We start from the raw sequence: 12,993 nt of genomic DNA, 5'->3' as shown, positions 1-12,993 counted from the left end.
ATGGGCCAACCGCAGATGAAAAGCTTCCAGGGCTTCTTCCGTGATCTAGGACTGCAGCGCAAGCTCCTGCTGGTATCGGTCCTGACGACCATTGCGGCAGTGCTGGTTGCGCTGATTGCACTGGCCAGCTACGACCTGCTGGTTGCCCGCCCCCGTGTCGTGCAGGACCTGACCGTACGCAGCGAACTCTTTGCGCTGAACCTTGATGCCGACCTGAACTTCGGCGACAGCAATAGTGCCGCCCGTAAGCTCGAAGCCCTGCGCAGCAGCCCCGAACTGACCCGGGCCTGCCTGTTCACCGCCGACAAACGCGTATTCGCCCATTTCAACCGGGATCCGTCGGCCGTATGCGAATGGTCGCAAGAACTGGAACAGCAGGGCCACAGTTTCGATGGCTACGCATTGTCGATGTTGTCCCCCATCCGCTACGAGCGTGAACTAGTCGGTTACCTGGCCACCGACTACCACCTGCCCTCCATGCTGGAACGCCTGCGCCAGTACGGCCTGGTGCTTGGCGTGGTCCTTCTCGCGCTGTCGTTCGGCGCCATCCTGTACGCCTGGGGCTCGCGCCGGCTGGTCACCCAGCCCTTGCTTGCGCTGTCCGCGGTCGCCGACCGCGTGACGCGCGAACAGCGTTTTGACCTGCGCTCGCCGGTCACCAGCCATGATGAAGTCGGCCGCCTGGCCGCTGCCTTCAACACCATGCTTGGCACCGTCGCCGCGCGCGATGCGGCCCTGCGCCGCAGCCAGGCCCTGCTCACCAACATCGTCGAGAAGTCGTCGGCGGTGATTTATGTGAAGGACCTCGACGGCCGCTACCTGATGGTCAACCACAGTTTCCGCATGCTGCTGCCGCCAGGCTCGCCGGAGCCGCTCGGCAGCGTTGACGAAATGTTGTTCAGCCACCAGATGGCCCATGCTATCCGCCAATCCGATCGCGCAGTACTGGCCAGCGGCCGTGCCTCCAGCCATGAGGAAACGTCGGGCGGCACCGTTGGCGGCCCGCGCACCTACATCTCCGAGAAATTCCCTTTGATCGATGAATTTGGCCATATCTGGGCCTTGGGCGGGGTCTCCACCGACATCACGGACCGCAAACGCAGCGAACTCGAACTTGAAGACCTGGTCAACGTGCGCACCCGCCAGATTGCCGACACCAACCGTGAGCTCGCCGATTCACTTGGCACGCTGCAGCGCGCCCAGGAGGAACTGGTGCGCAGCGAAAAGCTGGCAGCCCTGGGTTCGCTGGTGGCCGGGGTGGCGCACGAATTGAACACGCCGATCGGCAACAGTTTGCTGGCCGTCAGCACCTTGCTGGACCAGACCAGCGCTTTCGCCACTGCGGTTGAATCGGGCGTCAGGCGCTCCGCACTCAACGCCTATCTCGCTGACGTCAACAACGGCAGCCAGATCGTACTGCGCAACCTGCACCGCGCGGTCGACCTGGTGGCCAGCTTCAAGCAAGTCGCGGTCGACCGCGCAACGTCGCAGAGCCGCGAATTCCAGCTGGACGAACTGGTATCGGAAATCCTGCTGGTGCTGATGCCAACGTTCCGGAAGTCCGGCATCCGGGTTACGCATACCGTTCCGGACGGGATTGCGATGGCCAGTTATCCAGGCCCGCTTGGCCAGGTCCTCATCAACCTGGTCAACAATGGCCTGATCCACGCGTTCGAAGGCATGCAGAGTGGCGAAATCGTGATTACTGCCGAGACCATCGGCAACGACGCCGTGTCGATTGCGGTGCGCGACAACGGTATCGGCATCGCGCCCGAATACATGGGCAAGATCTATGACCCATTTTTCACCACCAAACTCGGCCGCGGCGGCTCCGGGCTGGGCCTGAACATTGTCTACAACATCGTGTATGGCTTGCTCGGTGGGCGCATCGACGTGAAAAGCGTACTCGGCCAGGGCACCAGCTTCATCCTCACTTTGCCGCTCCGGGTTTAACAGCAGGCCTTTGACAGGCAGGGGCTTTGAGCACAAACTTGCAAAATGCAGGTAGCGCCGACCACGACCATTTTCGGGTTCGATCCCTGTCGCCGATCCGTACTGGCGACAGCGCTGCTTTGTTGCCTGATATGCCAGTTTCCTGCGCGCGCCGCTGGCGAGCAACTGGTAATCGACTACATCGTTTCCCACAGCGCACAGCGCACCGCATGGATTCGTATCATCAATGAGTTCTCGTCGGCAAACCCCGATGTCCAGGTGGCACACAACGGCTACCTCCAGGAGCAATACAAACGCGACTTTACGACGCGCCTGAAAAGCGGCAAAGTCGACGTGGCGTTCTGGTACGCCGGCGAGCGCTTGCGCGATGCGGCCGCAAACAAGCTCCTGGCACCGCTCGATAGCGAAACCATCGCGCTGCTCAAGAAGAAGAACTTCCATCCGGCGACCATTGACGGCACCCGCATCGACGGCGAAGTGTATGGATTCCCCTTGTACTACTATCCCTGGGGCTTCGTCTACCGCAAATCCCTGTTCAAGCGCCTCGGCATCGCGCCGCCAACGACCTGGGACGCATTCCTCCGCACCTGCGAGCGCTTGTCCGCGGAAGGCGTGACGCCGATCGGCCTGGGCGCCGCGGCAAACTGGCCGGCGGCAGGCTGGTTCGATTACCTAGACCTGCGGCTCAACGGACTGGATTTTCACCGCAAGGTCATGCGCGGCGAGGTGCCTTTTACGGACGCCCGCGTACGCCATGTATTCGACATATGGGGTGGCTTGCTGCGCAAAGGCTACTTCCTGCCCGCGACCATGGACCTGGAGCACGAACGCGTGCTGCCCTACATTTACCGCAATCGGGTTGGCATGATGCTGATGGGGAGCTTTGTCGCCGCCAAATTCCCGCAGGCGATAGCCGATGACATGGGATTCTTCGCCTTTCCCGCTATCTCGCCAGAGATGCCGGCCTATGAAGATGCGCCGCTCGATATCCTGGTCCTGCCAGCGAAATCGCCGAACCCGCAGCTGCGCAAACGCTTCCTGGCTTTCCTTGCCGAGAGCGGTGCCGTTCGCCACATAGCCCAGGCCGACCAGACTTTACCGGCACAGGCCGATAGCAGCTTCCCGCCCATCCTGCTCGGCGAAGCTGCGCGCCAGGTCCTGCACCAGGCTACCGGCTGGTCGTCGTTCTTTGACCGGGAGGCGGACTCCGGACTGATCGGGCCGGTATTCGAGGGACTGCGCCTTTTCCTCAAGCCGCCGCACGACACGGAGCAGGCCGTGCTCACAATCGAGAAGTTGCGCCAGAAGTAGCTGCGCCAACCCTGCACATAGCGCTCAGGCGGACTTCTTCACATTGTTTTCGTCCTGTGGTTCGAGGAGCGGCGATTCCCACTCCATCCAGTCGGGACCGAACAGCTCCGATGGGTGCTGGGTCCGCTCCGAGCCATTGCCGCAGGCCAGGCTGTCAGCGGGACAATACTTGTCGCAACCCCAGCAGACACGCTCCGGATGCAAGGGGATGATTGGAAACTTCTTTGCCATGGTTCAATCGTAGACCTGACGCCCCCACTCCATCCTTAACCCAGGTCAAGTTTCCGCAAGACCCTGTCGTCGGTTCGCTGTCGTACTGACCCGCCGCTGCGCCCGTGGCACATTTTCCCCAGCAAAGGAGGCAGCTATGACAAAAGTGCGCAAAGGCCAGGCTCCCGCCAAGCTGGAACGCCGGGAATTTCAACTGCGCTTCATGCGTAAGTTTGCCGACCCGCGCTTCGACAAACTGCGCGACGAGGTGGCAAAACTCGAGGAAGTCTCCTGGCAAAACTTTGACGACAGCCGCAAGGCGCCCTTGACCGAAGCCGCCGGCCCAGGCTACGCCGACCCAGGCTACGAGCTCTCTGTCGAATGGAAGGCCGCCGCCGCCCGCCTGCAGGCGGCCGAAAAACGCCAGAAAGATCCGGCCGCTCCCTCGCGAGTCCTGCTGGTATGCGGTTCCGCGCGCAATGACGGTACCTGCCCGGGCGAAATGTCCAAGACCTGGCGCATGCTCAAACTCGCCGAGGCCACGCTCGCCAGCGAGGGCATCGGCTGCGACATCCTTGACCTGAGCCGCCTTACTTCCGAATTCGAGTTGCGCATCCACCCATGCAAAGGCTGCGTCTCCACCGCCATGCCGCTCTGCCATTGGCCCTGCAGCTGCTACCCCAATCACAGCCTTGGCCAGGTCAATGACTGGATGAACGAGATCTACGAGCAGTGGGTATCCGCTCACGGCATCATCATCTTCACCCCGGCGTACTGGTACCAGGCGCCATCCGTACTGAAACTGATGATCGACCGCCTGGTGTGCGCCGATGGCGGCAATCCCGACCCAAGCAGCACACACGGCAAGAAAGCCGAAGAAGCCAAGGCGCTGGAACTGGCCGGCTGGCCCTACCCCAAGCACCTCGCCGGGCGCGCCTACGGCCTGGTGGTGCACGGCGATGTCGCCGGCGTCGAGAGCCTGCGGCGCAATCTGTCGGATTGGCTTGACTGGATGGAGCTGGTCGATGCAGGGCCCCCAGCCCGGCTTGACCGCTATTTAGGCTATTACGAACCGTATGCCACCAGCCATGACACCATGGACAAGGATGAAGCCTTCCAGGAGGAGGTCCGCAATGTCGCGCGGGCCGTCGCCCGCTCGGTGTGCATGCTGCGCTCGGGTACCCTCGCCCGCCCGGACCGGGGCTTGCGGTCGCCGCGCCCGAAGTAAAGCGAAAGGGTCAGCGTATACAGCCTGATTGCCGACCCCATGCTTCGGCATTACTGTGCAGCGGTGGTGAAAGTCCAGGACTTGTTGACTGCCTTTCCATCCACCATGGCAATCAAGGCCACGGTATACGCGGTGCCAGGTTTCAGCCTCAGCACCGGAACCAGCGTTGCGGTGAAACCCTGCATATTGGCGTCATCCGTCAACGCGGGACCGTTGGTGGTGATCACCGGGCCAAGCTTGCCGCCTTTGTTCACCAGGATTCGCGCGTCGACTGCCGCCCCGCCGGCAGGGGTGAGGCTGAACTGGCTGATCGCGATCGGCGCTGTCAACGCCATGCCCCGGGTTTCGAAACTGACCGTGACGGGCGTTCCCGCTTCGACCAGGTCCGGCACAGGTGTCGGCGTTTCCGTGCGATTGAAGAACACAAAGGGCACGTCGGCCTGGTTTGCGTAAGGATATGCACGGATACTGCCCGCACCTGGCAACTGCGCCGACTGCGTTGTACTGGTGGCGACATCCACCGCGCAAAGCGTTGAAGCGCCCTCGACCGGGTTGAAGTTGTTTGCCGCAATACCGATGTCGATCGTGCTCGCAAACAGCAGGGCCGCGTGGTACACCGAATTGGCCCACTCCGCAACACAGGTCGCGTACTTGTCGGTACCCACCGTGCTGTAGATCGCTTCCCCCGACACCGAGGCTGCATAGCCTGCCGCCGCAATCCGGTCGGCGGCACGGACGCCTGTGTATCCAGGCTTGCCGGCCGTTTCGCCATGCAGTTCGCTGATGCCGTTCTGGTTGATGTAACTCCAGTGCGCCCCCGTCGACTTGTCCAGCAACAAGCTCTGGGCCAGCAGCCCGGAGCCAATCTTGCTGCGCAAGGCGTTGATGGCGTTGAAGATACTCAGGCTGCCGCTGCCCGCCGCGTACGTTGGCGGTGGCACCGATGTGACGATATTCCCTTCCGGCGCCGGCGTGGTTGCCGGCGGAGCGGTTGCAACGGCCGGCGAGCCCCCCGACCCGCCGCCGCCACATGCCGCCACCAGCAAGGTCAGCGCAAGCGCTGGAAGACTACGGGAATTAAGCATGGAGTCCCCCCCGACGGCGCAGGAAAAGCAAGGCACAACCCAAACCCAGCAAGGCGGCGGTCCCTGGTTCCGGGATGGCCGCTGCCGCCTGCGGCACGTCCGGCGCCGCAATGATTTGAGGTATGTCGGGTTGCACAGGTGCCGAAGGCACGTAAACCTCGGCAACTGGCAGGATTTCCTGTGGGGTCGGTATGGAGATCGGCGAGACCGCCGGCGCTGGAGTGCTGTCAAAACTCGTCAAGGGCAAACTGCTGAACGACTGTCCTGCGGTATTACCGTAATTCATGAAACTGAATTCAATACTATTTACGGTGCCGGGACCGGCAACCGCTTGAGCACCCGCCAGAACGGAGCAGGCCAGCAGGCAAGACTTGAACAGCGTATTAGCTTTCATATCGCGCTCCATATTTAGGTTGAGGAAACTACAAGCTGGATCAAGCATCAACTGTGCCTACCATCTAAGTACCTGATTACGCTGAGTTACCCCAACTTCACGCATGAAAGGTGTTAAATTTTGCGACAATTAAATTTGCAATTAGGAAATTTACAACGCCACCCGGCTCAAACGAACGCAAGAACACACTCAACTTTGATAACATACGTGATTCCCTTACAAGCGTACGAAAGTGAAGCAGGTGTCTACTTGGGTTATTGCTTACCGGAGTGCCGACCGGTCAGAGCATCAGATAACGGCAAATTCTGCTGGCGTGTTGACGGAGCAAGGCGCCGCCATGCTTGTGAGTGACTACCTGAGGCAGCAACAATTGAGCCTGGGCGGAGGCCCGCTGGCTGCCGAACAGTACAACTTCCAGATTATCCGCATTCATCGAGTTCCTGGGGACATTGAAGGTGCGTAACTTCGGCGCGGCGCGATTCCACGTCCAGCGGTACCGCCACTCTCCGTATATCCCAGGCACCATCGCCGTTCAAGCGCAGTACATGCGTATGGTGGCGCCGGACGGCTGCCCTGTGGGCAATGCTGATCAGCGTGGCGCCGCTCTCACGCAGGCATCTGTAAAGCGAAGCCTCGTTGCCGCTGTCGAGCGCGCTGGTCGCTTCGTCAAGGATCACGATGCTCGGTTCATGCACCAGCACCCGGCCAAAGGCAAGCCGCTGCTGTTCGCCGACGGATAACAGCTTTTCCCAGTCCTGCACGGCATCCAGCCCGCCCACCCGCTGGGCGAGAAACGGCAGGTGCACCTGTTCCAGGATCTCCTGCAGCCGCTCGTCGCTCAGCGCTGTCTGTACACTTGGGTAGATAAGCTGGCTGCGCAATGTCCCATGCTGCAGGTAAGGTTGCTGGGGCAGGAAAAAGAGGTCTTCCAGCGGCGGATGGCGGATCACACCGCTACCGGTATCCCACAGGCCGGCAATAGCGCGCAGCAGCGAACTCTTACCGCAACCACTGTCGCCAGTGATCAAGAGCGCGTCGCCCGGTTCGAGGATGAACGATAGATCCTTGACCAGCACCCGCTCCGATTGCGGCGGGCACACGGTCAGCGATTCGACCGCGATCTGTTTGCCAGCCCGCTTCCGGATTCGCGTTGTCCGCTTGTCGGCAACTGTTTCGTCGCCGGCTGGTGGTAGTACCAGCCTCGACAAGGTCTGCAGGCGCTCGGTGCCCGCCACGAAGCGGCTCAGGCTCTCAAAATTATCGACGATGACGCCCACCGCCCCAAGCACGGCCGTAAATGCCCCTGCCGCCTGTATCGCCCGCCCCACTTCCAGCGCGCCGGACAGCACGCCGTCTGCGAGGATTACCCCTGGCAGCACCAGGGTAAGCTGGCTGAACGTACGCTGGAACAAATTCAGCGTGCGCTGCTTTTTGATGAGGCGGCTGAAATTGTGGAACACCTTATCGAACCTGCTGTCGATGTAGGCGCGCTCCTGTGCCTCGCCCCGGTAGAAGGCGATCGATTCGGCATTTTCCCGCAGGCGCATCAGCCCGAAGCGGAAATCCGCCTCGCGCCGTAGCTGCCAGAAATTGAGGCGGATCAGCGGATTGCCGAAGACGTAGAGCGCAACAACGGTCCCGGTCAGCGCATATACGGCCAGCACGCCGACCAGCAGGTGCGAAATCGACCACAGTACTGCGCTGAACGCCACCAACTGCATGATCGAGCCCAAGAAGATCAGCAGGAAGTGAATCGAGCGGCCGGTAAAGGTGTTGATGTCTTCACTTATCCGCTGGTCCGGGTTGTCGATCTCGCCCTCCGACGTCAGCTCGTAATATTTGCGCCCGTGCAGGTAACCATCGAGGAAACGGCCCGTCAGCCAGCGCCGCCACCGATTGGCAAACATGTCCCGCATGTAGTAGTAGAAAGCGTAGATCGGCACTGCGAACGCCAGGATGAGCAGGCAGGCCCGCACCGACTTCCAGAAGCGGTCGCCATCCCGTCCCGCCAGTGCCGAAGTCATTTCGCCGGATTGGTTGTTCAGCATCACTGCCAGCTGGGTTTCGGCGAGCATCAGCACAATCAGCAGCAGCAGCAAGCCCCAGGCTGACTTCTTTTCGCTCCCCAGCCAATAGGGCTTGGCGACGCTGATGAATTGTTTCCACGCAGCGAGCGACAATGGCGGCGCCCGGCGGGCGGCAGAGGTATTGGCTGTCATCTTCATAGCCAGAGCATACGACTCAGCATGGGGCCGCTCAGTGCGGAAACGGACATAGCGCCATGTTCAGGCGGCAAGTACTAATTTGGGTATGCGCCCACGCCGAATCTAGGTGCCAGTACCGATTCCTGCCCCCTCCACCTGACCGATTATTAACAGGCCGTTACCCCAGGTCGATTGCGGGGAACGCTTTACAAATTGCAGTAATTTGATAGGAGACTGCCATGTGGATCAGTTCAATCAGGCTCATTGCGCAAACAAAAAACGCACCCAATGCAGGAACTGACAGCCTTGTTCAAGCCAAGATCTTGCGGGACGGCCACGAACTTCGCTTACTCAATCTCGACTATCCGACCGAAGATGACCTGGAGGCCGGAGCAATCAGGAACTATGACTATATGGGGCCTACCAAATTGCCCCGCCGGAACGACAAGACACCCGAACTTCCGCCGGGCGTAGGACAGATACCCATGCCCTATCCGGGTTACGGCTTCGAATTCTCGAACGGAATGAGCCGTCACCTGCAGATTCAATTGCGTATTCGTGGCGATGATATGTGGATCAAGGACAACGTCGATCTTTACGTACGATTTATCCGCCAGCGCGCTACCAGTTTCGACACGCTGGCCTGGATCGAGGACCCGGACTGGAGCTACATCGCCAGCTGGGGTCGCGACGTGGCGATGAGCACCGACGCACGGGAAGGCGTTACCACCTGGACGTTGAACTTGTCCTGACTCACATTCCTGGTCCGGGTCCTTCAAGACCTCAGGACATTGGGGGCGCGATGGCCAGCGCTCCCCCTTCATGCCCACACCTCGTGATACCTGCTGATACTTATCCCGTTCAAGCGCCCTCCATATAGTCAAGCCACGGATGCCGTATTGACGGAGTCCGCTAGGCCGGACTGGTGCACGTCTGCACACAAACCGGGAAGACTTGGCTTATTGAACGATACTCGAGCGAGGGAAACATGAAGACGTTGACGATGGAAAATGGAGTCGTAATCAGCAATTACGGAGGCGAAGGCGGAGACCCATTCAATGCCGAGTTCGTTCGTTCACTGGCAATCCGCTCTGCCCGGGAAGTCGATGCCATTATCATCAATGGACACCAGCATGGCGGCGATGGCGGCGACCCGTCCAATACACTGGTTTTCGCTGATGACGAATACATTTGCTCCATCTCGATCCGCGCTGGCGCGCGCGTCGACCAGCTGCAGTTCCAAACCAACAAGGGACGCACGCTCGGCGGCGGCGGTGACGGCGGGGATCCGCACAATTTGAGCAATATCCGCGTTATCGCGATCGGCGGCCGCAGCGATGCGCGCCTGGACCAGATCCAGATCACTTATGTGGACGACTATGTGCCGTCGACCGTCCTGCAGGAGCGCGCGCAATTCGTCATCGCATTCACGCCGCAGAATACCTTGCTGAAGGAATATTCGGATACCTTTTACCGCACCGCCGACAGCTATGAAAAGGTTACCGAAACGAGGCTGAGCCAGAAATACAGCGCCAGTGCAGAAGCCGAATACTATGCCAAGGTGGCGGTCTCCACCGAAATCGAATACGTCAATACGTCGACCAGCACCATCAGCCATGAATTGACCCAGGAACTCAAGAATGGCTCGTACACCGAGAAGACGGTCAACGCCGGGCAGGTTGGCGTATCGCTGGTCAACGGTACGATCATGCGCAGCCCTGACGGCCATACCTGGATGTTCCCAACCACCCCGGTGAGCTATGCGGTGATCGCCATTGATGCCTACAGGAACGTACTGAACCACTACGACCTGACGGGTGAACTGGCTACCCAGATGCCCGAACTGATCAAGTTCCGTACCGAGAAAAACGGCTACGTTCTCTACCAAGGTTGACTTGGCGAGCACGCGATTCCGGTAACTGTGCGTGCTACGGCCCCGGAAGCGGGGCCGGTATAATATGCATCCCCCACGAAGGCTGACAGCGATGCATGTACAAACCGGACTCGAGGTCATGGCCTTGCCACCTGGCGCCAGCACGCTGACGGCCTGCTGTCTCGGGTTCGATCCAGCTGCGTTCAACGCAGGGATGTTCGATCGTGCGGGGATTGAATGCCCGCCCCGTATTGCGCGCAGCGTGCGTAAGCGCCAGGCGGAATATTTTCACGGCCGCCTGGCAGCGCGAGAAGCAATGTCTGCTCTCGGCAGGCCGCGTGCTGCCGTCGGCAGCGCAGGCAATGGTGCGCCGTTGTGGCCCACCGGAATGATCGGCAGCATTTCGCACAACGATCGCCTGGCCGTTGCCGCTGTCGCCACAACTGAAGGTGGGCTCCGTGGCCTCGGCATCGACATCGAGCGCGTGATCGGCGCCGACCAGCACGAAAGCATGCTTTCGCTGGTGGTAAACCGGCACGAGCATGCATTGCTGCTTAAGCTCGACGCCGGGCGCAGCTTGCCGTTTTCCGCGGGACTGACCCTGGCATTCTCGGCCAAGGAGAGTTTTTACAAGGCGGTTTCCGCAGTTGCTGGCCGCGTACTGGAGTTTGATGCCATCCAGCTTACCGCCATCGCTGGCGACGGCGCTGGCGGTCAAATCCACTTCCAAACGGTGGAGGCCATTAGCGATGAATGGTTTCCCGGCCGCCGCGGCCAAGCCGGTTACATGGCATTACCCAACGGCGACCTCCTGACCTCCTTTGCCTGGTAGTGCTTACGCCGAGGCCCTGGCGATCTCCCCACCGTCGATCACGTAGTGGTGGCCGGTGATGAACTTGGCTTCATCCGAGGCCAGGAAGGCGAAGAAGGCAGCAATTTCCGATGGGTCGGCATGGCGGCCAAGGGGGATGTTGGCGTTGACCTCGGCGAACATCTCCTGCGTGTACCGGCCTGCTGCATCGGCGTCATGACGGCGCCCGGGCACAGTGCATTGACCCGGATCCCGGGAGCCAGTTCCACTGCCATCGTGCGGGTCAAGGCCAGCACGGCTGCCTTGGAAGCGTTGTAGTCAGCATAGTGCGGGAACGCTGCCAGGCCGTTCACCGAAGACATCTTCAGGATCACACCCTGCTGCATGCGCCGTACCGTTTCCCTCGCAACATAGAAGATGCCACCCAGGTTGGTATCGATCACGCGCCGCCACTGCTCCGGCTCGATGCTGCGAAAGCCGGCGTGGCGTATGCTGATGCCGGCGCAGGCTTTTTGCCGACTTCGGGCCAAGGATTGCAAGTTTCAGCAGCATTCCTGGCCCAGACCACGTGCAAGTCGATCGTTCAATAGGGCACCTCGATTTACCGCTGATTTCCCGAGCGGCGGCGCATATGCATGACGAACGCGCGTCGAATCGCTCGATTCGCGTCGATTCCCAACCCTTTTCNAGGGCACCTCGATTTACCGCTGATTTCCCGAGCGGCGGCGCATATGCATGACGAACGCGCGTCGAATCGCTCGATTCGCGTCGATTCCCAACCCTTTTCGAGGCTGTCCCAGCCAAATTCGGCAGTCCGGACGGACTGCGGGCGTCAAAACGCCTCGACCCTGGCCTCCTTCAAGTAGACCAGGCGCCGCAGGTTGTAGGCGGCGACCTTCCAATGCAAGTGCAGCGTAGCGCGCGCCAGGCCGATGCTGCGCAGGGTTTTTCCGCCCAACTGCGCCAGCCCGGCGAACACATGCTCGACGCGGGCGCGAGTCTTGGCGATGCGTTTGTTGCGCCGCTCCTGGGTGGCCGAGATGGGCTTGTCCTTGCTGCCCTTACGCTGAATATGGATGCGCCAGCCCTGCTGGCTCAGACGCGCTTCGCGTTCGCCGTCGACATAGCCCTTGTCGGCAAGGACGTCGCGGCTGGTATTGGTGGGATCGAGCACCGCCTCAAAGTGCAGCGTATCATGTTCGCTGGCCGTGCTGACCTTGATCTTGCGTACCAGCTTGTAGCGCTTGTCGGCGCTGGCCGAGACCTTGTAGCCAAAGTAGGACTTGCCATGTTTTTTGGTCCAGCGCGCATCCAGGTCCTTCTGGCGACGATGGGCCGGTTTCCAGTTCGCCGGCATGGCGCCTTCATCCGCAATGGCTTTTTCGTCCTTGCTTAAAGATTGCTTGGGCGCTTGCACGATACTGGCGTCGATCATCTGGCCGCCGCGTGCGATATAACCATGCTTGGCCAACTGCCGGTTGACGGCGTCGAACACGCTTTCGCTGGCGCCGGCCTTGATCAAGCGCTCTTTGAAGGTCCAGATGGTCGTGCGATCCGGAATCTGGCTGGAATGCCGCAGGCCTGCGAAGCGCTGAAAGCTCAGGCGGTCCAGCAGTTGGAACTCCATCTGCTCATCCGACAAGTTGAACAGTTGCTGGATCAACAGAATCCGCACCATCACTTCGGTTGGAAATGGCGGACGTCCGCCGCGCTCGCGACTCGGGCGCGGGGCCGCGTCATCGACTGCGCCAGCGAGCACTGCGAAGTCGACATGCCGCTCCAGGAGCTCAAGCGAGTCGCCTAACTTCGACAGCTTGGCTTCACGCTCCTGGGCGGCGAACAGATTGGGTTTCATCATGACTGAGTCGTCAACGTTGGCATCGCGATATCATGCCATGACTGGGCGGGTTTTTCGAGGTGCCCA

11 protein-coding genes and 1 pseudogene are annotated in these 12,993 nt (G+C 60.6%); 6 read left to right on the top strand and 6 right to left on the bottom strand.

The features are described 5' to 3' along the window. Window positions 1–15: 15 nt before the first annotated feature. Both ASD07_RS08050 and ASD07_RS08045 read left to right on the top strand, forming a co-directional pair. On the top strand, window positions 16–1,953 hold the full coding sequence (locus tag ASD07_RS08050) for an ATP-binding protein (RefSeq protein ID WP_055927981.1): 1,938 nt from the start codon (window positions 16–18) through the stop codon (window positions 1,951–1,953). Window positions 1,954–1,998: 45 nt separating this feature from the next. Continuing rightward, the gene (locus tag ASD07_RS08045; protein WP_055927769.1) at window positions 1,999–3,264 is read left to right on the top strand and encodes an ABC transporter substrate-binding protein; all 1,266 of its coding nucleotides are present in this window, start codon (window positions 1,999–2,001) and stop codon (window positions 3,262–3,264) included. A 24-nt stretch (window positions 3,265–3,288) separates the two neighbouring features. Here the strand turns inward: ASD07_RS08045 and ASD07_RS08040 are convergent, their stop codons facing one another. Then, complete coding sequence (locus ASD07_RS08040) at window positions 3,289–3,495, bottom strand: DUF3079 domain-containing protein (RefSeq protein ID WP_055927765.1); 207 nt, start codon at window positions 3,493–3,495, stop codon at window positions 3,289–3,291. Window positions 3,496–3,631: 136 nt separating this feature from the next. On the opposite strand from ASD07_RS08040, the gene ASD07_RS08035 reads away from it, so the two are divergent. Continuing rightward, window positions 3,632–4,702 (top strand): flavodoxin family protein, encoded by a 1,071-nt coding sequence (locus tag ASD07_RS08035; protein ID WP_055927762.1) that lies wholly within the window; start codon window positions 3,632–3,634, stop codon window positions 4,700–4,702. Between the two features lie 50 nt (window positions 4,703–4,752). On the opposite strand, the gene ASD07_RS08030 is transcribed toward ASD07_RS08035, so the two are convergent. From ASD07_RS08030 to ASD07_RS08020, 3 genes are all read right to left on the bottom strand, one after another. Next, complete coding sequence (locus ASD07_RS08030) at window positions 4,753–5,787, bottom strand: hypothetical protein (protein WP_156397933.1); 1,035 nt, start codon at window positions 5,785–5,787, stop codon at window positions 4,753–4,755. Further along, entirely contained in the window at window positions 5,780–6,181 is a 402-nt protein-coding gene (locus ASD07_RS08025; RefSeq protein ID WP_055927756.1) for a PEP-CTERM sorting domain-containing protein, read from the bottom strand. The genes ASD07_RS08030 and ASD07_RS08025 overlap by 8 nt, the downstream gene beginning before the upstream one ends. 419 nt (window positions 6,182–6,600) lie before the next feature. Next, complete coding sequence (locus ASD07_RS08020) at window positions 6,601–8,400, bottom strand: ABC transporter ATP-binding protein/permease (protein WP_082507214.1); 1,800 nt, start codon at window positions 8,398–8,400, stop codon at window positions 6,601–6,603. Between the two features lie 224 nt (window positions 8,401–8,624). Between ASD07_RS08020 and ASD07_RS08015 the strand changes: the two genes are divergently transcribed. The 3 genes from ASD07_RS08015 (at window position 8,625) to ASD07_RS30025 (ending at window position 11,090) form a co-directional block, all read left to right on the top strand. Beyond that, complete coding sequence (locus tag ASD07_RS08015) at window positions 8,625–9,137, top strand: hypothetical protein (RefSeq protein ID WP_055927753.1); 513 nt, start codon at window positions 8,625–8,627, stop codon at window positions 9,135–9,137. A gap of 236 nt (window positions 9,138–9,373) precedes the next feature. After that, window positions 9,374–10,279, top strand: a complete 906-nt coding sequence (locus ASD07_RS08010) for a jacalin-like lectin (RefSeq protein ID WP_055927750.1) — start codon at window positions 9,374–9,376, stop codon at window positions 10,277–10,279. A 91-nt stretch (window positions 10,280–10,370) separates the two neighbouring features. Further along, entirely contained in the window at window positions 10,371–11,090 is a 720-nt protein-coding gene (locus tag ASD07_RS30025; RefSeq protein WP_162246548.1) for a 4'-phosphopantetheinyl transferase, read from the top strand. 3 nt (window positions 11,091–11,093) lie between these two features. Here ASD07_RS30025 and ASD07_RS30020 read toward each other — a convergent pair. Next, window positions 11,094–11,599: pseudogene (locus tag ASD07_RS30020) on the bottom strand (SDR family NAD(P)-dependent oxidoreductase). Window positions 11,600–11,901: 302 nt separating this feature from the next. Further along, window positions 11,902–12,927, bottom strand: a complete 1,026-nt coding sequence (locus ASD07_RS08000) for an IS5 family transposase (RefSeq protein ID WP_055927745.1) — start codon at window positions 12,925–12,927, stop codon at window positions 11,902–11,904. Window positions 12,928–12,993 lie beyond the last annotated feature (66 nt).

Source organism: Duganella sp. Root336D2 (genome assembly GCF_001425005.1).
Lineage (GTDB): Bacteria > Pseudomonadota > Gammaproteobacteria > Burkholderiales > Burkholderiaceae_D > Rugamonas.
Note: the sequence above shows the minus strand (reverse complement) of the source record. Positions and strands in the feature narration are given on the sequence as shown.

Bases quoted from the DNA above. Each gene is read 5' to 3' on its own strand.
- ASD07_RS08050 (WP_055927981.1), top strand. From the start codon at position 16: ATGAAAAGCTTCCAGGGCTTCTTCCGTGATCTAGGACTGCAGCGCAAG.
- ASD07_RS08045 (WP_055927769.1), top strand. From the start codon at position 1,999: ATGCAGGTAGCGCCGACCACGACCATTTTCGGGTTCGATCCCTGTCGC.
- ASD07_RS08040 (WP_055927765.1), bottom strand. From the start codon at position 3,495: ATGGCAAAGAAGTTTCCAATCATCCCCTTGCATCCGGAGCGTGTCTGC.
- ASD07_RS08035 (WP_055927762.1), top strand. From the start codon at position 3,632: ATGACAAAAGTGCGCAAAGGCCAGGCTCCCGCCAAGCTGGAACGCCGG.
- ASD07_RS08030 (WP_156397933.1), bottom strand. From the start codon at position 5,787: ATGCTTAATTCCCGTAGTCTTCCAGCGCTTGCGCTGACCTTGCTGGTG.
- ASD07_RS08025 (WP_055927756.1), bottom strand. From the start codon at position 6,181: ATGAAAGCTAATACGCTGTTCAAGTCTTGCCTGCTGGCCTGCTCCGTT.
- ASD07_RS08020 (WP_082507214.1), bottom strand. From the start codon at position 8,400: ATGACAGCCAATACCTCTGCCGCCCGCCGGGCGCCGCCATTGTCGCTC.
- ASD07_RS08015 (WP_055927753.1), top strand. From the start codon at position 8,625: ATGTGGATCAGTTCAATCAGGCTCATTGCGCAAACAAAAAACGCACCC.
- ASD07_RS08010 (WP_055927750.1), top strand. From the start codon at position 9,374: ATGAAGACGTTGACGATGGAAAATGGAGTCGTAATCAGCAATTACGGA.
- ASD07_RS30025 (WP_162246548.1), top strand. From the start codon at position 10,371: ATGCATGTACAAACCGGACTCGAGGTCATGGCCTTGCCACCTGGCGCC.
- ASD07_RS08000 (WP_055927745.1), bottom strand. From the start codon at position 12,927: ATGATGAAACCCAATCTGTTCGCCGCCCAGGAGCGTGAAGCCAAGCTG.